16 protein-coding genes are annotated in these 19,905 nt (G+C 55.4%); 4 read left to right on the top strand and 12 right to left on the bottom strand.

Annotated features, from left to right (window positions below):
• Window positions 1-152 precede the first annotated feature (152 nt).
• Window positions 153-743, top strand: coding sequence for a hypothetical protein (locus NST84_RS05325; RefSeq protein WP_342564594.1), 591 nt, complete (start codon window positions 153-155; stop codon window positions 741-743).
• A gap of 134 nt (window positions 744-877) precedes the next feature.
• Here the strand turns inward: NST84_RS05325 and NST84_RS05320 are convergent, their stop codons facing one another.
• The 4 genes from NST84_RS05320 to NST84_RS05305 form a co-directional block, all read right to left on the bottom strand.
• On the bottom strand, window positions 878-1,168 hold the full coding sequence (locus NST84_RS05320; protein WP_342564593.1) for a hypothetical protein: 291 nt from the start codon (window positions 1,166-1,168) through the stop codon (window positions 878-880).
• A 291-nt stretch (window positions 1,169-1,459) separates the two neighbouring features.
• The gene (locus tag NST84_RS05315; protein WP_342564592.1) at window positions 1,460-2,443 is read right to left on the bottom strand and encodes a sugar kinase; all 984 of its coding nucleotides are present in this window, start codon (window positions 2,441-2,443) and stop codon (window positions 1,460-1,462) included.
• 294 nt (window positions 2,444-2,737) lie between these two features.
• Window positions 2,738-3,799: an SPFH domain-containing protein gene (locus NST84_RS05310; protein ID WP_342564591.1), complete on the bottom strand. Its 1,062-nt coding sequence runs from the start codon at window positions 3,797-3,799 to the stop codon at window positions 2,738-2,740.
• Window positions 3,800-3,987: 188 nt separating this feature from the next.
• Complete coding sequence (locus NST84_RS05305) at window positions 3,988-7,347, bottom strand: Ig-like domain-containing protein (protein WP_342564590.1); 3,360 nt, start codon at window positions 7,345-7,347, stop codon at window positions 3,988-3,990.
• 350 nt (window positions 7,348-7,697) lie between these two features.
• Here NST84_RS05305 and NST84_RS05300 point away from each other — a divergent pair, with 350 nt between their 5' ends.
• The 3 genes from NST84_RS05300 to NST84_RS05290 all read left to right on the top strand — a co-directional run bounded on the left by NST84_RS05300 (window position 7,698) and on the right by NST84_RS05290 (window position 11,180).
• Window positions 7,698-8,720 carry an ABC transporter substrate-binding protein gene (locus NST84_RS05300; protein WP_342564589.1) on the top strand — a complete coding sequence of 341 codons (1,023 nt, stop codon included), beginning with the start codon at window positions 7,698-7,700 and terminating at the stop codon, window positions 8,718-8,720.
• Between the two features lie 138 nt (window positions 8,721-8,858).
• Window positions 8,859-10,529, top strand: coding sequence for an AraC family transcriptional regulator (locus tag NST84_RS05295; RefSeq protein WP_342564588.1), 1,671 nt, complete (start codon window positions 8,859-8,861; stop codon window positions 10,527-10,529).
• Between the two features lie 99 nt (window positions 10,530-10,628).
• Window positions 10,629-11,180 (top strand): hypothetical protein, encoded by a 552-nt coding sequence (locus tag NST84_RS05290; RefSeq protein WP_342564587.1) that lies wholly within the window; start codon window positions 10,629-10,631, stop codon window positions 11,178-11,180.
• A gap of 8 nt (window positions 11,181-11,188) precedes the next feature.
• On the opposite strand, the gene NST84_RS05285 is transcribed toward NST84_RS05290, so the two are convergent.
• From NST84_RS05285 to NST84_RS05250, 8 genes are all read right to left on the bottom strand, one after another.
• On the bottom strand, window positions 11,189-12,703 hold the full coding sequence (locus tag NST84_RS05285; RefSeq protein ID WP_342566356.1) for an alpha-L-fucosidase: 1,515 nt from the start codon (window positions 12,701-12,703) through the stop codon (window positions 11,189-11,191).
• A complete protein-coding gene (locus tag NST84_RS05280; RefSeq protein ID WP_342564586.1) occupies window positions 12,700-13,398 on the bottom strand; it encodes a copper homeostasis protein CutC in 699 nt (232 codons plus the stop codon). Before NST84_RS05280 ends, NST84_RS05285 begins: the two co-directional genes overlap by 4 nt.
• A 236-nt stretch (window positions 13,399-13,634) precedes the next feature.
• On the bottom strand, window positions 13,635-14,534 hold the full coding sequence (locus tag NST84_RS05275) for an ROK family protein (RefSeq protein WP_342564585.1): 900 nt from the start codon (window positions 14,532-14,534) through the stop codon (window positions 13,635-13,637).
• Window positions 14,531-15,238: an N-acetylmannosamine-6-phosphate 2-epimerase gene (locus tag NST84_RS05270; protein ID WP_342564584.1), complete on the bottom strand. Its 708-nt coding sequence runs from the start codon at window positions 15,236-15,238 to the stop codon at window positions 14,531-14,533. Before NST84_RS05270 ends, NST84_RS05275 begins: the two co-directional genes overlap by 4 nt.
• 157 nt (window positions 15,239-15,395) lie before the next feature.
• Window positions 15,396-16,214, bottom strand: a complete 819-nt coding sequence (locus NST84_RS05265; protein WP_342564583.1) for a carbohydrate ABC transporter permease — start codon at window positions 16,212-16,214, stop codon at window positions 15,396-15,398.
• Window positions 16,211-17,092 (bottom strand): sugar ABC transporter permease, encoded by an 882-nt coding sequence (locus NST84_RS05260; protein ID WP_342564582.1) that lies wholly within the window; start codon window positions 17,090-17,092, stop codon window positions 16,211-16,213. The genes NST84_RS05265 and NST84_RS05260 overlap by 4 nt, the downstream gene beginning before the upstream one ends.
• A 131-nt stretch (window positions 17,093-17,223) precedes the next feature.
• On the bottom strand, window positions 17,224-18,516 hold the full coding sequence (locus tag NST84_RS05255) for an extracellular solute-binding protein (RefSeq protein WP_342564581.1): 1,293 nt from the start codon (window positions 18,514-18,516) through the stop codon (window positions 17,224-17,226).
• Window positions 18,517-18,719: 203 nt separating this feature from the next.
• The gene (locus NST84_RS05250) at window positions 18,720-19,904 is read right to left on the bottom strand and encodes a response regulator (RefSeq protein ID WP_342564580.1); all 1,185 of its coding nucleotides are present in this window, start codon (window positions 19,902-19,904) and stop codon (window positions 18,720-18,722) included.
• Window position 19,905 lies beyond the last annotated feature (1 nt).

The raw sequence follows: 19,905 nt of genomic DNA, 5'->3' as shown, positions 1-19,905 counted from the left end.
ATAGACGGCGTTTCCGCCGTTAAGTTGCAGTACAGCCTGTACCTATTTAGTCCGGCTAGTCCGGTCAACAAATGATCATGCATATTGGAGCCAGTCCCCAGAGATAATAAGCCTGCACTACCAAACCGAAACTGCCAAGGAGGCAACAAACTTTGAACTCAAATCTTTCCAGCCAGATCAGCCAGTGTGAAACCATCATTCAACAGCTTGTCGCCCAGACCCAGCAGGCCAGCCAGAACTACCAGCAGCTTCTCCAGCAGGAGCAGCAGAACGCGGCCAAACTGGAGGAACTGGCTCAACGTGAGCACAAAGCAAGCCAGGTAATCCAGCAGGCACTGCAAGGTCATTCTACCGCCGTACAGCAGCTGCAGCAGGTAACTCAAGCCTTGAGACAGCTGGAGCAGAGTTCCCAGAATGTAGGGTATAACACAACTCCAAGCTATAATACACACACAACTCCAAGCTATAATACAAATACAGGCTACAATACCGGTATCCCGCATTTTAATACTGGCGCTGCCAGCTACAATTCGGAACAAACAAGCTATAATACAGGAGCACATGGATATACACCATCCTACAGCTCCTCCTTTAATCAGCAGCCATTGCATACTCCAGCCGGAAGCACAATGAACCCATCAGGTTCGATCAGCCGGATCGGCACCCTCGGAGCAATCGGCTCCATGGGCAGCCCGAACCAGAACTACGGCTCGTCCATGAACCAGGGCCGCAGCTTCCAGTAATCCAGCATCTAAAAAAGGTTTCCGGGCATACACCCGGGAACCTTCTTTTATGTATGTAGCTAACCGCGAGGATTATGTTGGCTGCTGCTGCAGGAATCAAGAGTACTTTTGCCTCTCATTCCGCGGATCTGGGCTCATGCGCCGAAATCAAGGGCATTTTTGCCTCTCATTCCGCGCATTTGGTCTCGTGCGCCGAAATCAAAGGCATTTTTGCCTCTCATTCCGCGCATTTGGGCTCGTGCGCCGAAATCAAGGGCATTTTTGCCTCTCATTCCGCACATTTGGTCTCGTGCGCCGAAATCAAAGGCATTTTTGCCTCTCCTTCCGCACATTTGGTCTCGTGCGCCGAAATCAAAGGCATTTTTGCCTCTCCTTCCGCACATTTGGTCTCGTGCGCCGAAATCAAGGGCATTTTTGCCTCTCATTCCGCGCAGTCAGCAATCTCAGAGTTACTGTTAAGGTAACGGAATTAGTGTCTGCAAAAAAGGCTGTCTACCGCAGATTTTCTGAGGCGGAGGCAGCCTTTGCATTGAGCGTTAGCGTTGAGCGTTAGCGTTGAGCGTTAACATTGAGCGTTAGCGTTAGCGTTAGCGTTAGCGTTGAGCGTTTGCATTGAGCGCTGGAAATCGGGCATCGAACAATGTGCAAATTCACAATATGCAGTACGCCCGTATGTCCACCTGCCATGCCGTATCTTGAACAGTCCTTCAGTCTGCTCAAACAACCAGCCGGCCCCGTTTCTCGGCGAGGCCGATTACTGCTTCCACGCCGGAGTTGAACTCCAGGAAGTCGCTCTCCACGCCGTCGCTGAAGATGACGCCATCCTCCGGCATCTGCGAGGTAATCCGCAGCGGCTCGTTGCCGCCGATCTGTCCAAACACCAAGCCGGCCGAAGTCGTCCGGCTCGGAAAGGGCTCCCTAACCGTAAAATACAGGTTAGGGTCATCCCAGGCCAGCCGGCTCTCTGTCCCGGCTGGCGCTCCGGCAGCTCCGCCTGCCCCCTCCCGGGGGGCCAGCCCCAGACCGGCGGCGCTGCGGGTAATGCCCGCCGCCCCGGCGAGCACGCTGCGCAGCCAGCCGGTGGAGCCCAGGCCGGTGGAGACGATGATGCCGCTGGAGGACTGCTGCTCAGCGGCGGCCCCGTGCTGCAGCAGATAGCGAGCAGATACATGCGTCCTGCGGCCGATGAACAGGTCGTTGACGCCGTACAGGCTCTGGCCGTCGTTCAGCTTGGCCTTGGCCAGCGTCACCTCACGCACCTGCCGGCGGCTGCGGAACACCTCAGGCAGCAGCAGCCGCAGATCCTTGACGGTGAACGGGAGCAGCACGCCGTCCCAGCGCAGCGGATCAGGGTTCACCCCGATTAGCGGCTGCTCACGCAAGTACTTCAGCGTGTTGGCCACAAGACCGTCCTGTCCCAGAACGACTACAGTGTCCTCATCGCCAAAAATAAAATTCGGCACATGCTGACGCTCCAGCAGCTGCACCCGGCCCAGGGCGCTCAGCTCGATAACCGCAGTTTCCACCGCCTGGCGATAGGTCAGGTCCTCACTGATGTAATCGCTGAAATCCGCGCCCAGCCGCTCAATGTAGAACTGGGCCTGCTGGACCGTGTTGTAGCGGACAACCAGCTCTTCGAGCCGGGTCTTGCGCTTAACCAGCACGATCTTATTCTCCGACACCCGTCCCCCGCTGCTCATAATCCACCCGCTCCTCTCAATGCTCCAGAATTACCTCCAGAATTGCCTCCATCATCGCTACTTTCTCAACTCACACCGCACCTGCGCCGTTACTCTTAACCCTACCGCGACCTCACCATCTCCGCTCCCACTACTCATCGTCATGTAGCTACTTTCTCAACTCTCACCATACCTGCACCGCTAATCTTAACCCTACCGCGCCCTCACCATCTCTGCTCCCACTACCATCTGGCTACAACTGCCCTGCCGCTCATCCTTTCCCCAATGGTCTTCTTACTCCTGCACTGCTGCTCATCATCTACCCGTTCCTCTCGCCGCACCGGCACCACTGCCCGCGCCGCCTGCCGATCCGGCCATAATACCCTGCAGCAGATCCGGCGTTATGTTCAGCTGCCCGATCTTGCCGGCATTTTCGGCCAGCTCCTGGAAGGCGATGGCAATCAGCTTATCCGGCTTCATGCCGACATTGGTCAGCGCCTGCAGCACATTTGGCGATACGCCCTGCAGCGAATTCATCACGGCCGACAGCTCGTAGGCTTTAGCATCCGCTTCTGCTTTCTGGTTGGCGACGGTCAGGCCGATCAGCTCCTGCTTCTTCTCCTCCAGCGCCGTATCAAAGCTGAGCTGCTCTTCCTTCATCTCATTCTGCTTCTGCTTCACGAACCGCTCGGCATCGAGCTGGGTCTGGCGGATCTGCTTCTTTTTCGTCTCCACGGCGATCTCTGTGTTCAGCTCGTTCTCCTTCACCCGGCGCTCCTGCTCGATCGACGCATTGCGGCGTTCATACAGGGCATTGTCGGCGCTGCGGAGAATTTCCTCCCGGGCCTGAGCCTCCAGCGCGCGGAGCGTTTCTTTATTCGGCACAATCGCCAGGATCGAGAGGCCCATCAGCTCAATGCCCAGCTTCTCAATCTCTGCGTTACGTTCAACCTCAAGGGTAATCGTCTTGGCCAGCCGTTCACTTGACTGGATCGCTTCGCGCAGCGGCAGCTGCTCCAGCTGTTTTTTGGTCAGCACTTTGGCGACGTTGATTACCCGCTGGGCCAGCTTGCCCGGATCGTCAGACAGGTAGGTGTTCTTTTTCAAATTGTAGGTGTAATTGAGAATCTGGGTGGTTTTGCGGTAATCGACAATCCGGTAGGTCAGCTGTCCCTGCACCGTAACGGTCTGGTAATCAGCCGTGATTTCCTCGAACATGAACGGAACATCAATCGAGGATACCGGCACCACAATAACGGAAGTCGTCGGTGCATAGTAATGAAAAGAAAGCCCCACTCCCTCACGCACCACCTTGCCGTTCTTCACCTTGAGCACATACTCACTGGGCTGGAATTTCACGAATCTGAATCCGAACATGGACATTACCTCCCGTTTGTTGTTATTAACATTTTGTTATTAACATTACTTTAGCATGGATTGATGATATTATCAAGTTGTTAATAACTATTTTATTCAAAAAAAATACCGCACCCTCCAAACCGGAGAATGCGGCCCACCAGCAGCCTGCTGCCATTAAAGCATCAGTGTAACCGAAATGAAATCAGTTATTTTACGACAACCTTAACTTTGACCGTTTTGCCGCCGTATTTTACCGAGATATAGGCTGTGCCTTTGCTGTTCGCCTTTACGAGCCCGTTTTTGCCTGTGGCAGTCAGCTCTTTGGTCGAGGCCCAGACTGCAGTCTTCGAGACATCTGCTTCGCTGCCGTCTTCAAAAGTTGCCGTAGCAACCAGCTGCACCGACTGGCCCACGCTCAGGCTGAGGTTCATCTGGCTGACCTCCAGGTATTTCAATACATCTACGGTTACCGGCACCTTGACTGTTTTACCGCCGTATTTGGCAGTAACGTAAGACTTGCCGTAGGCTACTGCTTTTACGGTTCCGCCGGTAACCGTTGCGATTTTATAGCTGCCGCTCTGCCATTCCGCTTTAGCGGTAACATCCTTCGTTTTACCGTCGCTGAAGGTAATGGTTGCAGTCACCTTGGCCGACTCTCCGGATTTCAGCGCCAGATTGCTGACCGATGCTTTAATCGATGAGATCTGATCGACCTCGATATTGACCGTTACTTTTTGCCCGCCGTAGGATGCGGTTACTGTCGTCTTGCCTTTGGCTACCCCGGTTATCAAACCTTTTTTCACCGTAGCAATTGTAATCTTGGCTGAGCTCCAGTCCGCATCCGCCGTTACATCACTCTCCACACCCTCGGAGTCGGTCGCCGTCAGCGTAATCTGCTCTTTGTCAGCCGGCGATAGCGTAATCAGCGTTACATTTGCCGTCAGCTCATCTACAAGTCCGACATTAACAGTGATCTCTGCCGATACATCGCCCAGCTTGGCCGTAATCACTGCAGTCCCGGTATCGAGAGCCGTAATCAGGCCGTCCTCAACCTCTGCCACCTCATCATCACTGGAGCTCCACTCCGCCTCATCCGTCAAAATCATATCGCTGCCGTCGCTGTACTTACCTGTTGCGATTACCTGATAAGTCTCCTCGGCCTCAAGCTTTACCGTCTTGGCCTGCAGGGTCAGCTTGCTTGGGGTGCCTGCGGTTACTTTGATTGTGGCTTTTTTGCCGCCATAGGAGGCCGTTATTACAGCACTGCCTGCGGAATAAGCAGTAATCGTACCGTCACTTGCTGCCGCGATGTCTTCATGATCCGAGCTCCAAACCGCGTCATCCGTTACATCCTGCGTAGTGCCGTCTTCATAGCTGGCCATCACGGTCACATCTTTACTCTGATCAATGCCAAGGTTCAGCTTGCTGATGGTCAGATTCAGGCGGGAGGCCGTTTCTACATTTACTGTGATGGTGACGGTTTTGCCGCCGTATACCGCAGTAACCGTGGTCGAACCCGATTTGTAGCCGGTGATTAGTCCTTTGGTCACAGTAGCAATATTATCGTCAGCGGTAGTCCAGACTGCGCTGTCTGTCACCACGCTGGAGACGCCATTTGCATCAAGTGCGGTCAGCACCAGCTGCTGCGATTTGTTGATCCGCAAAAATACACTGTCATCGTCTACGGTAATTTTATTGCTTTTGCCTACAGCGGCGGTTAGCGTCACTGTCTTCGAGCCGTAGCTTGCCGTAATTGTCACATTGCCTTCCGCATAAGTCGTAATCGTCCCTATATCCGCAAAAGCTACAGCTTCATCGCTGGAACTCCACACAGCCTTGCTGGTCACATCAGCAGTCGTTCCGTCGGCAAAGGTCGCCGTCAGCACAATATTTATGCTGTCATTTACCGCCAGATTCACTGCCGTCTCGCTGAGCGCGAGATGTCTAGCCGTTCCGACATCCACTGTAACCGTAACAGCTGTACCGTTGTAAGTCCCTGTAATGGTAGCTGAGCCGACTGAATATCCGGTAATCAGCCCCTTGCTGACGATCGCTATACTTTTATCACTGGAGGTCCAGGTGGCGTTCGCTGTCACATCAGACGAGGAACCATCTCCGGCAACAGCGGTCAGACTGAGCTGCTTCGTACCGCTGGTCTGCAGGAATAGATTTTCGCTGCTGGCAATCAGCTTGCTCACAGAGCCGACTTCAACCTCAAGCGTAGTTTCCAGAGTGCCGTAAGTCGCGCTGATGGTAGCCGTTCCCGCTAATTTGTAGGTGGTTACCGTACCCTTTTTGACAAAAGCCACAAGCTCATCGCTTGAGCTCCAGACTGCCTCAGATGTTACATCCTCCGTACTGCCGTCGGCATAGGTTGCCGTGAGCGTAAGCGTGTGGCTGGCACTGGTCTTCAGACTAAGCTGCTCCTCGCTCATGTCCAGATAACGCGCTACTGCAACATCCACCTCGACCTGCACGGATTTATCTCCATAGGTGCCTGTGATGGTTGCCGTTCCGGCTGTGTAGCCGTACACCTTGCCTTTATAAACATAAGCAACCCCGGAGTCGCTGGAGCTCCAGATTGCCGTGCTTGTCACATCCTTGGTCGTCCCGTCCGGGTAGACGGCTGTCAGTTTAAGCTGCTGGGCTGCTTCCGGCTTCAGGAATACGCTCTGATCATCAACAGTCAGCTTGCTGGTCTGGTCAACGGTCACCTGAACGGTAGCCGTCTTGGTGCCATACTTGGCCGTGATCACCGCCGAGCCCTGCTTATAACCGGTAATAACACCCTTCAGTACATCGGCAACCGATTCATCGCTGGTAGACCAGGCGGCGAGTGAGCTTACATTCTCAGTCGTCCCGTCTGCAAAAGTGGCGGTCAGCACAACCGCAGCACTATCGTTCAAAAGCAAAGCCAGCTCCGGGTGATCCACCGTTATCCGCTTGGCCACCTCGACGTTTACGGTGACGGTGATTGTTTTCTTGCCGTATACACCTGTAATTGTGGCTGTGCCGGATGCAACTCCCTTCACTTTGCCGTTAACGACAGTCGCAACCGCCGCATCACTTGTACTCCAGACCGCATGATCAGCCACCGTGGCATCGGTAGTATTATCCGAGTAGGTTGCCGTCAGAATAATACTGTCCGACTCCCCTTTTCGCAGGTCGAGTGACTGCACATTCTGGGTCAGCGCTTTAACTTTTTTGGTGACGGTGACGGTAGCCGCCTGTGAATATTTCGTTCCGTCCGAGTATGTATAGACCGCAACAATGGTTGCTGTGCCTTCCGCCTTGGCGGTTACAATTCCGTTATATACCGAGGCAACGGCCGGCTTATCGCTCGACCAGTCAGCATTTACGGTCACATCACCCGAGGTGGTGTCGGAGTATACCGCCGTAGCTGTGAGCGCATAGGTATCTTCAAAGGATAAGGACAGCTCGCTTGTGTTCAGCACGATTTTGGAGACAGTAACTGCTGTAGCTGCCATCGCCAGGCCTCCGTTTCCGAACACCAGAATCAACGACAAGGCCATCAGTAAAAAACGGTTAACACTACTTTTTCTCAATCTTGTACCCTCCTGAATGAATAATGATTTTTATTATTTATCGACATTTTTCGACTTGAATACAGGGTACTAAAGACTCATTTTATTCTCATAACAACGATAATACTTAGCAATCATATATGTATAATCATCCGCCAGTCGGCATACTGCATGCATCATAACAGCCCTATCTGAATTTAATCTGAAAAAGCCGAAATTTAATTTTCAGTCCGGATACAGCTGTGTTTTGTACAAAATCAATTCCGCCCCCGGAGTTTGTCCATTGAGCCGCAGAAAGCTTTACCTTATGATGATGCAAGCGAGAATGATTCTCAGTAAATAAAAACGTAATTCATTGGGGAGGTACTTTTATGTTAAAAAAAGCAAGAAAACCCTTAGCCGTGCTGAGCGTCATCTTCCTGATGAGTGCACTTCTGCTTGCCTGCGGAAATAACAACGGACAGACAGAGAGCGGTAACGCCGCAAATACAGCAACGGGCGCCGCTGCCACTACAGCGCCGTCACCGGAAGCTTCCGGGAACACTGATACTGCTGCAGCAGGCACACAATCGTATACAGATTACATGGACCATACGGTCGAGATTCCGGTAAATCCTGAGCGCATCGTTTATTCGGGAGAAACCTACGGCGATTTGATTGCACTTGGTGTGCAGGCTGTCGGCTACCCGCTGTCTATGGGGGAAGGCCAGATTTTCGAGGACAAGCTGGCGGGAGTTGAGGATGTCGGTTTCCCGATCAATCTGGAAAAGACACTTGAGCTGCAGCCTGACCTGATCATCTATGCCGGAACGGATGAGGCCGATTTTGAAGCGTTGTCCAAAATCGCGCCGACCATTATCTTCAACACCTTCGGCCCGCTGGAGGAACGGATGACCAAGCTTGGTGTGCTGCTGGGTAAAAAGCAGGAAGCAGCAGACTGGCTGGCGCAGTACAAAACCAGTGAAACAGCTATGTGGGAGCAGCTGAAGGCTGCCGGTATCAAAGAGGGCGAAACAGCTTCCGTCTTCACCTATTATCCTGGCGACCGGCTGTTCGTAATGGCTGCGACCGGATTATCACAGGTGCTCTACGGCGAAGGCGGCTTCAAAGCCCCTGCTCCTATTCAGACTCTGCTGGATGAGGGCACCGGCTTCCAGGAAATTTCCATGGAGGTAATCAGCCAATATGCGGGTGACCGGATTTTTGTCCTGACTCCAGTAGCTGATGAAGCCAAGCAATCGACCGATACCATGATACAGAGTGAGATCTGGAAGAGCCTCCCGGCCGTCAAAAATGGCTACGTCTACACGCAGGACATCATGAAAACCTCTGCTGACGCTTCGACCAGAGAATGGCTGCTTACAGAATTGCCGCGCCTGATGGGCGGAAAATAAGTCACTTGCAGATTAGGCAATGCCGGAACTCTGACTCTAAAAGCAGGAAGCTTATCAACAACCGTTGATAAGCTTCTTTTTTTTGGCTACAATGAGTTTATTTGATAATCATTCTCACTTATAAAGGGAGGTCCGCTCATGCTGCCATCATCTACGCCGCCCGCCCCGCTGCATTCCCTGCTGTTTCAGCTCACAGGTGCTGTGCTGGCTGTCCAGCCCGCTATGTTCCCTGCGGAGCCGCAGACAGCAAAGTCTCATCTGCTGCTTATCTGTACCGGAGGCAGCGGCATGCTTACGATTCCGGGCGGGACCGTTGACCTGAATGCAGACAGATGCTTTCTCCTGTCTCCCGGAACTACATATACGGCAGATAACCCGGAAACGACGCTGTATTATTATCAGCTCTCGTTCCATGTCTACCAGACGGCCGGGCAGCCCGGGATTTATACAGAGGAGCTGCTGCCCGGCAGGCAGGAGCTGCTTGTTCATCCGTTCACCCGGGTCATCCGGCTGGCCGAAGAACTGACAGCAAGCCCGGATGACCGCAGTGAAGTCCAGCTGTACCGGCTGCAGCTGAAATTCCAGGAGCTGCTGCTCCTGCTGCTGGAGCATAACTACCCTTCCGACGAGGCGCCGAGTCCGGCCGAGTCCGTGGAAGGCACCATCAAGTATATGCAAGAGCACTATATGGAGAGCATCACGGTTAAGCAACTGGCTGAACAGGCCGGAGTTTCCCTCTGGCAGTACACGCCGCTCTTTCAAAAGCTCACCGGCCAAAAGCCGCTTGAATATCTCACCGGGCTGCGCATCGGCCGCTCGAAGCAGCTGCTGCTGGAATCGGCCGAGCCGCTGCGTGAAATCGCCCGGCTGGCCGGCTTCTCCGATGAATATTATTTCAGCCGCCGCTTCCGCCAGATCACCGGGGTTACGCCCGGCCAATATGCCGTGATGCAGCGCGCAAAAGTCACCGTCCAGGATTGGACCGGTCATACCGTGGACATTCCGGAGCGGCCAAGGCGGATCGTCTATCACGGGGAGACGCTCGGTGATCTGCTGGCCCTCGGAGTGAAGCCGGTCGGCGGTGACGAGGAATTCGCCCGCAACAGCGTCTATAAGCACCGGCTGAAAAGGCTGGCCAATGTCGGATTCCCGCTGAATCCGCAGCTGACGGCCTCGCTCCGCCCGGACCTGATCATCATCGCCAATCCCGATGAGAAGGTGTACAAGCGGGTCGCGGGCATTGCCCCCGCCCTCACCTTCGATTCGTTCGCCCCGCTGGAGCAGCGCATGCGGACACTCGGCGGCTGGCTCAGCAAGCAGCGCGAAGCCGAGGCCTGGCTGGCCGGCTTCGCGGCCAGGAATGCCGCCATGTGGCAGCGGCTGTACGACAGCGGCGTGCTTGCGCCCGGCGAAACCGCCTCCGCGCTGATCTTCGACCATGGCAAGCATCTGTATGCCATGGGACTAAGCGGGCTGTCCAGCGCGCTGTATGCGCCGGGCGGCCTGCGGCCGGCTGCGGAGATCCAGGCGATGCTGGACGCTGAGCTCGGCTTCGCCGAGGTCGATCCGCAGCGGCTGCATGACTACGCGGGGGACCGCGTCTTCATGCTTATCCCGGAGCGGGAAGACTCCCGCGCAGCGATGGATGCGCTGCTCGAAAGCCCGGCCTGGCGCAGCCTGCCGGCCGTGCAGCAGGGCCGTGCCTATTTGCTGGACAACAGCAAATGGAACTTCAGCGACGCGCTGACGCGTGAGCGGCTGCTTACGCTGCTGCCGAAGGTGCTGGGCGGGCAGGGTACCGCGCAGTAACGGATAAAACTTAAAGCTCAAGGCCCCGCCACTTGGATGGCGGGGCCTTGCTTGTTGTGTGGATAAATGCAGATGCATGGAACAACGGGATTTCTAGCGTTGTTTGGGCGGAAACACTTACTGACTGGCACATTTGACTCTGATTTCCGCCCCGCGCCGGGGTTCAGCGCATTCAGAGGCATTTTTGCCTCTGATTTCCGCCCCGCGCCGGATTTTGGCGCATTCAGAGGCATTTTTGCCTCTGATTTCCGTCTTGCGCCGGATTTCGGCGCATTCAGAGGCATTTTTGCCTCTGATTTCCGCCCCGCGCCGGATTTCGGCGCATTCAGAGGCACTTTTGCCTCTGATTTCAGCCCCGCGCCGGGGTTCGGCGCATTCAGAGGCATTTTTGCCTCTGATTTCCGCCTCGCGCCGGATTTTGGCGCATTCAGAGGCATTTTTGCCTCTGATTTCCGCCTCGCGCCGGATTTTGGCGCATTCAGAGGCATTTTTGCCTCTGATTTCCGCCCCGCGCCGGATTTCGGCGCATTCAGAGGCATTTTTGCCTCTGATTTCAGCCCCGCGCCGGATTTCGGCGCATTCAGAGGCATTTTTGCCATCTACTCCCTCTCCGCACTTACCTCCGCTCTACGCACAGACGCCCGTCCATGACCGTTTAACTATCTAGCCATCTCCGCAGCAGCATATTCAATCTTCAGCACGAGGATACCCTGAGAGCGCACCGCGTCAGGCAGCTGCACCGTCAATCCCGCTACTTCGCGGCTCCACTCCAGCGGCTCCTTCCAGCCGAGCAGTTCCACCTTGCCGATCTCGCCGGACAGCAGCTTGCAGCCGCTGCCCAGGGTACCGACGACGGCTGTTCCGTCCTCGGGCCAGTCCATGATGGAAGCATACAGCAGCTTATCGCCTCTGGATGTAAAGCGTACATCCTGCCCAGTAAAGGGGCTGCGCTTCGTATCGTTGAAGGTACCGCTGACGATTTGCGTCGGCCCCTCCCCGTAAACCTTCCAAGGCCGGGTGCCGTAAATGGCCTCGCCGTTCACGGCGAGCCAGTCGCCCACTTCGCGCAGCAGCGTCTGCTCCTCTTCCGGAATTGTGCCGTCCGCACGCGGCCCTACGTTCAGCAGCATGACGCCGTTTTTGCTGACGATATCGACCAGGTCGCCGAGGATCGCTCCAGAGGTCTTGTATTTGTGGTCGGCAATATGACACCAGGCCGTCTCGCCGACCGAGGTGCAGGTCTGCCAAACATCCGGGTTGATGTCGGCCAGCTGGCCGCGCTCTATATCATAGACAGCTGTCCCTTCGGCAAAAGCATCAAATTTGTAGTTGATGACCGCCCCCTGGCCCCACTCGGCAGCTTTGTTGTAATAGTAGGCAGCCAGCTTTTGCAGATAAGGCTTAAAGACAGGCTGCTCAATCCACCAGTCGAAGTAGAGCAGCTGCGGCCCGTAACGGTCAATCAGGTCGCAGGTACGCACCAGCCAGTCGTCCAGAAACTCCTCGTTTGGCGGAAGAATCGGCAGCGGATAAGCCGGATCGCCATAGGTAGGCTGCGCCGGTCCGTAAAGCTCCGCATATGCCGGGTCCTGCACATCGGACGGAATATCCCGCCCGCCGTTGTAGTACCACCAGTTCTCCGCACGGTGGCTGGACACACCAAAGGTCATATAATGCCGGCGTACAGCCGCTCCAAGTTCTCCGACAATATCGCGTTTCGGGCCCATTTTGGCGGCAGTCCATTCGGAGTAAGGACAGTCATACATCGCGAAGCCGTCATGATGCTCAGCCACCGGCACAACAAACGCGGCACCCGCCCGCTTGAACAAAGCCGCCCATTCCTCGGCATCAAACTTCTCTGCTGTGAACTGCGGAATGAAATCCTTATAGCCAAAAGTATCAGGTGAACCGTAGGTCGCAAGGTGATGCTCGTACACCTCAGTCCCTTCCCTGTACATATTGCGGGCGTACCACTCCGTCCCGAAGGCCGGCACAGAATATACCCCCCAGTGAATGAAAATGCCAAACTTCGCATCCTCATACCAGCGTGGAACCGAATAGGCATCAAGGGAAGACCAGGCTGCCTGAAAAGGGCCGGCCTCAACGGTGGCGCTGATCTCCAGCTTTTTGGCTTTGCGCAGTTCGTGTAGCGTCGACTTTGACAAAAAGCTCACCTCTTCCATGTATTCAAAATCTGCCGGACAGCCTCAAGCCGCCCGGGATCAACCGGTCTAAGCGGATTGCCGTCCTCTCTTACTGCAGAACCGAAATGTACACTGCCTACTGCCGTTTTCTCCAAAAAATCTTCAAGCCCCTCTGCCGTCAGCCCGCTGCCGGCCAGAATCGCAGGCTTGTGCCGGGCAGACGACAGGCGCTGGAGCACAGCAATCCGCTCCGCTCCTTCTGGAGCAGTAGGCTTGCCGCCGGAGGTCAGCACATCCGTAATCTGCTTGTACTGTGATAATATATCCAGCGCACCCGTCTGATCGGGGATTTCATCAAACGCCCGGTGAAAAGTCACATCCATTCCGTCTGCAGCTTCAAGCAGCCGCTCAAGCAGCTCCACATCCACCGAGTGGTCTGCGCGGAGCACACCTGTGACCAGCGAAAGGCCGCCGGCAGCGCGGATACGGCGAATGTCCCGCAGCATCACGGCAATGTCCTCCGCGTCATAGCAAAAGGAACGCGCATGCGGCCGCACCATCACCCGGACAGGGATAGAAACTACCTCCCGCACAGCTTCAATCAGCCCCAGACTCGGCGTCAGGCCGCCCTCAAAAATCCCCGTAATCAGCTCAATCCGGTCAGCACCGTGGCGTTCAGCGGTAACCGCATCATTCACTGTTGTGGCAATAACCTCTAACAGCATTTTAAATTCGCTCCTTGTTTAGGGATAGTCCGGCGGAACCCCGCCAGGGCTTTTCATTTTTTTCCTTACCCCTTCTATCCGGCTTGCAGCAAAATCCCCGTTTTCCTCCCATACTACACCCGGTATAGCCCCAGGTCATTCTAATTTGCAAACCGCCCGGCTATCCGTAACATCCCCATACCCTTTCCCACGGCCTTTCCACTTCCGCCAAAATTAGTCCGGCACCCCGGCAGTCTCTAGCCTTGCTCCCTATCCATTATCAGTTTAGCCGCCCCAAGCATTCCGGCTTCATTGCCAAGCTTGGCCGGCAGCACCTTAATGGACAGCGGAGATAACGCAGCCAGCCTGCTCTGCCAGGACTCCCACCAGATAGTGTGGGAGTCGGCCACCCCGCCGCCGATCATAACAGCGGCAGGGTCCAAGTACGACTGGATGTTATGCACCGCATAGCTGAGATCATCCAGATAAGCCTCAACCGCGCCGGCCGCCAGCGGATGTCCGGCGGCAAAAGCCTCCAGCAGCCGCCGTCCGTCCCAGCCGGCATCAACTGCCCCCGCCCGGCGGCTCAGCGCCGTGCCGGACAGATACTGCTCGGCGCAGCCGCGCTGCCCGCAGTTGCAGGGCAGTCCGCCGGGGTAGAGTACGGCGTGGCCGAACTCCCCTGCGGCCCCTTGGCTGCCGGACACCGGCGCGCCGCGGTGAATGAACGCTCCGCCGACGCCGGTACCCAGCGTCAGCATCACGAAGCTGCTGAGCCCGGCGGCTGCGCCAAGCCAGCCCTCGCCAACCGCGGCAGCGTTGGCATCGTTCTCCGCCGCGGCGGGCAAAGCAAATTCGGCTGTCAACGCCTCCGCCAGCCGCATGCCGGTCCAGCCCGGCAGATTGTCCGTCGCATAGCGGACAATCCCTTCCGCGGCGTCGATACGCCCGGCGCTGCCGACGCCGATGCCTTTGACGTCCGCGCCTTCGGCAAGAAGGGCGCGGATGACGTCCTTCAGCGCGTGCAGAATGCCTGCCTCGCCTTCAGTGACCGGCGTTGCCGCCTTGCTGCGGGCGGCAATAACGCCATGGGCATCAACCAGCGCAGCCTTGATGCCCGTGCCCCCGAGATCGGCGCCGATGTAATACCGGCTCACGACCCGCCCCCGGCAGGTGAAGCGCCGCGCATCGCCTCCACATACCGCCCGGCGATCCACTGCGGGCGGGTAATGGCCGAGCCGACCACGACGAAGGCCGCCCCGAGGCAAAGCGCCTCGGCGGCCTGCTCCGGCTGGCAAATACCGCCCTCGGCCACGACGGGAACCTGCAGCGTCGCGGCCAGCCTTTCCAGCAGGGCCAGGTTCGGCAGCTCTGTGCCTGCGGTCTCGCGGGTATAGCCGCTCAGCGTGGTTGAGATATAATCGGCCCCCCACGCCGCAGCCTGTACACCTTCTTCAAACGTTGCAATATCGGCCATTACAGCTACTCCGGCCTGCTTCAGTCCGGCAACCGTCTCCTGCAGGGAACGCCCGTCCGGCCGCGGCCGTCCCGTCCCGTCGATGGCTACAATATCCGCGCCGGCGGCATGGATTTCAAGCGCAGCCTCCAGTGTCGGCGTGATGTAAACTTCGCAGCCTTCGGTCTGCTTTTTGACGAGTCCGATCACCGGCAGGCCGGTTTCTGCTTTAATAGCCTTGATGTCGGCAGTTCCGCCGGCGCGGATGCCTGCCGCTCCCGCCTCCTTCGCCGCCCTGGCCATTGCCGCCATATGCTGGGTGCCGTGAAGCGGTTCATGCTCCAGCGCCTGGCAGGAAACGACCAGCCCGTGCAGGGGAATCCCCGCCTTTTTTCCAGCTTCCATTAGCGCACACTCCTCAGCCATTTAATTAAGCTTAAAATTGCCCTATAAGTTGAACTGCCAGCCTTAGCTTCATCTGCAGTAACGCGGATGAGTGTCGTGATCCGGTTGTACTCTGTACATTAGTTAATAACTTGCTCCGCTCCATCCTCACTTTCCTCTACCCCTTAACCGCGCCGCCCACCAGACCTTTAATAATGAACCGCTGCACGAACAGATACAGGATGATGATCGGCAGCGCCACCAGCGCGGCACCGGCGAACATTTGCGGCCAGTTGGTATTGTATTGGCTTTTGAAAGCCATCAGGCCGACAGGCAGCGTGCGCATTTCCGGCGAGGACAGATAGACCAGCGGATTGAAAAAGTCATTCCAGGAATTGATCGCCACCACAATCACACAGGTAGCGGTAATCGGCAGCGTCAGCGGAAAAATAATCTGCACAAACGTCCGCCAAGGCCCGCAGCCGTCCACCAGCGCCGCCTCTTCAATTTCAGCCGGAACGGTTTTGAAGAAATTTACGTACAGGAAGATCGGCAGAGCCAGCCCCGAAGCAATCTGGATCAGGGAAAGCCCAATATGTGTATTAAGCAGATTTACCTGGCGCAGCACCAGAAACGCCGGAATCGTGCCGGAGAAGGCCGGCAGAATAAGGCCCATCAGGAAAAAGGTCGACATGGCATCCGATTTGTAGCGTTTGCCGTGGTGCAGACCGTAGGCAGCCAATACAGAAACACCGATGGCAGCGGCTGTGGTCATAACCAATACGAGAATGCTGTTACCGAAATAAGGCAGCAGATTGCCAGTCTTGAAGGCTTCCGAGTAATTGCTCCACTGCGGGTCCTTAGGCAGACTCAGCGGGTTCACCGTCGATGGTGTCTGTAGCGAGACTGAGACCAGTACCGCCATCGGCACCAGCACGATAATCAGGGCGATAATGAGTACGGTATAAATTGAGGTTTTCTGCAGGGTTGTTGTCAATTCGCCACCTCCAGACGGCTGAGCAGTTTAATCTGTACATAGGTTACAGCCAGAATCATCACGGACAGAATCATGGCCATCGCGGTGCCGTAGCCCATTTGCGAGGTTTTGAAGGCATACTGGTAGATCATGATGCCGAAGGTCTGGGTCGAGTTGGCCGGTCCGCCCTGGGTCATGATAAACACATGCTCGAACATTTTCATGCAGCCAATAACGGACAGCACGGTATTCACAATGACTGAGGGAATCAGCAGGGGCAGGGTGACCCGCCAGAATTTATTCCACGGCCCGGCACCGTCAATGCTCGCAGCCTCATAGATTTCACCCGATACAGATTGCAGGCCGGCCAGATAGATCATCATCGAATAGCCTGTGTACTGCCATACCATAACAAGGGCAATCGCATAAATCGCCAGCTTCGGGTCACCCAGCCAGTCCAGGGCAGCCAGTCCGTGTAAACCGATCGCATCAAAAAACTTCGGCAGAAACCCGACCATCGGCGCATACATGTAGCTCCACACATACCCGATGACGACGGTGTTCAGAATGACCGGGAAGAAAATAACCGCCCGCATCCAGACAATCCCTTTAAGCTTCTGGTCGAGCAGCACAGCGAGCAGAATCGAAAAGCTGTGCTGCAGGACAATAACCACAACCGAGAGAATAAGCATATTTTTCAGCGCGGTCAGCAGCAGCGGATCACGGAAAGCCTCCCGGAAGTTCTCCAGCCCCACCCAATCCGCCTTGAATGAAAAACCGTTCCAGTCGGTGAAGCCATAGTACAGGCCACTAAAGATCGGTCCGGCAAAAAACAGCAGATAGATCAGAAGCGCTGGTAGAATGAACATTATATAGTTGCGGAAATTCATGAATTTCATGTTGCGCCTCCGTTTCTTACCCCAAAATGGGTAAAAAAAAGAAAAGCCGGCGAAAGACAGAGCTGTCCTTGTTCTGAACCTTCGCCTATTCTTTTCTGTTCGTATGTTGATTTCAGTTGTTAAAAAGGGACCTAAATATCCTTATCCTGTGCAGCCTGCATCTGCTCCAGCAGCTTGGCTGTATCCACATCCTGCTTCAGCAGAATCTGCTGGAAGATCGGGAACATTACCGGCTCGATGGATGAGGTCATGCTCGGGAAAATCTGTGCTTCACTGGCATCTACCAGCGGCTGCAGCGATGATGCAAGCGGGCTGTAGGTTTCGGAAGTGCCCCCCTTAACCGTCACGGCCTGCTTCGTTTCATCAGACCAGATTTTGGCGATTTCCGGATCTGCGACGAAGTCCATAAACAGCTTGATTTCTTCCTGATGCTTGCTCCAGGACACGCCGACCAGCAGGTTGTCAGATACCAGATTCGTTACAAGCGGCTGGTCACCGCGGTTAACCGGGATCGGGAATGCGCCAAGCTCAAAGGCGGAGAAGTCAGCATCAAAGTTCTCGCTGTAGCCCCATTCACCCATCGGCCACATTGCTGCTTTGCCTTCTTTGAATACTTGTGCCACCTGGTCGTAGCTCAGTCCGACGGAATTTTCCAGCAGATAGCCTTTATCCGCCAATTCCTTCATCCCGTCAAAATAGGTGCTGAACTCCGGATCGGTCCACTTCTTATCCCCGCTGGCCAGCTGTGCGAAGACATCCGGGTTGTCGTGCTGGTACAGGCCGAACTGGGAGGTAGTGATGAACTGGGTTGCCCAGCCGTCCTTGCTGCCGATAACCATCGGTGCGGTGCCGCTGGCCTTAATCTGTTCGCTGACAACGAGTAGCTCATCCCAGGTCTGCGGAATTTCGAGGCCAAGCTCACCGAACAGCATTTTATTGTAAAACATTACGATCGGCTGGCTGTTGTATGGAACGCCGTAGGTTTTGCCGTCTACCGTGCCCAGCTTTACTGCTGCTTCCAGGTAATTATCCAGCCAAGGGCTGCCCGTAATATCCATCAGGACATTTTCTTTCGAGAACTCAGCCACCTGGTTCGGGAACAGCCAGAGCATATCCATATCCGACTTGGAGACAATCCGGGTACGGATGATTTCGCGGAATTGATCATATACCTTGTCATGCTCTATTGTGATGTAAGGGTATTTCTCCTGGAATTTATCCACGACCGTCTGGCTGATCGGATTCCAGGTTGTCAGCTTCAGCACAACCGGCTCTTTCTCAGCATCGTTGCCTGCGGCATTTGTGGCTGTGCCCGCCGCTGATGTGTTGCTGTCCGATGCGGCATTGCCGCCGCAGCCGGCAAGAACGGCTAATAGACTGAGACTCCATAACGATGACCGCCAGAACCCTTTTTTCCTACTCATATGTTAGCCTCCCTGACATAAATTGAATTCCTTAAACCAATCTTACCGTTTATGCGTCAGGTTAAATACCGTGTCGAATTGCTGCTTTACAGCTATTTATTGCTTACTTTCCGGCAGCTGCAGACTCTATGGACTCAATCCGGCCGAGAAATAGATGAAAATTGCTATTTAGCGCAAAGTTTTGCTATTTCACCGTTCAACTGTTACTGATTGCGAAATTCCAGTGGTGTCAACCCCGTGTCATCTTTGAACAATTTACTGAAATAATGCGGGTTCGCATATCCCAGCTTTTCCGCCACCTCATATATCTTATCGTTACTCTCACGCAGCAGCCTGCGGGCCAGCAGCATTTTTTTGGCTGTTACATATTCATTAAAATGCTGGCCGGTCTCCTTCAGAAACAGGCGGCTCAGATGGCTTACGCTGATGTGGATCTGCTCCGCCGTTCTGGCAAGCGTAAGATCCTCCAGCAGATGCTCATCAATATAAGCCGTTGCCAGCCGGATCACTCCGCTGAACCGCCCGCCGGTCTCCGGTTCCTGTGCGGCTGCAGCCCGGTAAGCTTCTGGCAATTCTCCTGCTGTCCGGAAAATTCCGCTGCTGTAGGTGTACACAAGGCGGATGCCGAGCATTTTATCCAGCCCCCGGTCGAGCTGCTCCAGATAATCCCGCATTGCTCCGCCGTCCGCCTGTGCCGCATCCAGCGGCAGCAGCCAGACCAGCTCCCTATCTTCTACATTGAGCAGCTGACCACCCCATTCACGGGAGGTGTATTCCTCCATGTAATAGCGGAAGGACATAAACCGGGCGAGACCGGCCGGTTCTGCCGTATTCCCCTCAGCCATACGCAGTACTGCGAGCTGCCAGCCCCGGCTGTAGCGCTGCTCCAGTCCGAGCTGCCGCCATCTCTGCTCATAGCCGGCAGGCGGCTCATCTGCTGTAAGCAGCTCCAGCAGCAGGCTCTCGCGGTCTTTGTCTGTATAGCCCTGCGGCTGTTTCTTCTGGTGCAGCTCCTCCAGCGTTGCCGCCGCCTTGCGCAGGGCAGCTACAATCTCCTCCTCCGCCATCGTCGGCTTATGCAGATAATCCACAACTCCGATCCGCACTGCTTCTTTAACATAAGGAAAATCCTCAAAGCTGGAGAAAAAGATAATCTGCACTTTCCCGTACTGCTCCTTAATCCGTCGTGCCAGCTCCAGTCCGTCCATGCCAGGCATACGTATATCTGTCATTACGATATGGATTTCATCCTCCGCAAGCACCCCCAGCGCCTCAAAGCCGTTCGAGGCTTCAGCCTTCCAGTTAATCCCCAGCGCATCCCAGTTCAGCATATACCTGAGTCCCAGCCGGACGATCGTCTCATCCTCCACCACAAGCAAATTCCACATC

Source organism: Paenibacillus sp. FSL R7-0345, assembly GCF_038595055.1.
GTDB lineage: Bacteria > Bacillota > Bacilli > Paenibacillales > Paenibacillaceae > Paenibacillus_AQ.
This window is presented reverse-complemented; position numbering and strand designations above follow the sequence as displayed.

Coding starts and splice junctions, on each gene's coding strand:
- NST84_RS05320 (WP_342564593.1), bottom strand. CDS start 1,168: ATGAGAGGCAAAAATGCCCTTGATTTCGGCGCACGAGACCAAATGTGC.
- NST84_RS05315 (WP_342564592.1), bottom strand. CDS start 2,443: ATGAGCAGCGGGGGACGGGTGTCGGAGAATAAGATCGTGCTGGTTAAG.
- NST84_RS05310 (WP_342564591.1), bottom strand. CDS start 3,799: ATGTTCGGATTCAGATTCGTGAAATTCCAGCCCAGTGAGTATGTGCTC.
- NST84_RS05300 (WP_342564589.1), top strand. CDS start 7,698: ATGTTAAAAAAAGCAAGAAAACCCTTAGCCGTGCTGAGCGTCATCTTC.
- NST84_RS05295 (WP_342564588.1), top strand. CDS start 8,859: ATGCTGCCATCATCTACGCCGCCCGCCCCGCTGCATTCCCTGCTGTTT.
- NST84_RS05280 (WP_342564586.1), bottom strand. CDS start 13,398: ATGCTGTTAGAGGTTATTGCCACAACAGTGAATGATGCGGTTACCGCT.
- NST84_RS05270 (WP_342564584.1), bottom strand. CDS start 15,238: ATGGAAGCTGGAAAAAAGGCGGGGATTCCCCTGCACGGGCTGGTCGTT.
- NST84_RS05260 (WP_342564582.1), bottom strand. CDS start 17,092: ATGAAATTCATGAATTTCCGCAACTATATAATGTTCATTCTACCAGCG.
- NST84_RS05255 (WP_342564581.1), bottom strand. CDS start 18,516: ATGAGTAGGAAAAAAGGGTTCTGGCGGTCATCGTTATGGAGTCTCAGT.
- NST84_RS05250 (WP_342564580.1), bottom strand. CDS start 19,904: ATGTGGAATTTGCTTGTGGTGGAGGATGAGACGATCGTCCGGCTGGGA.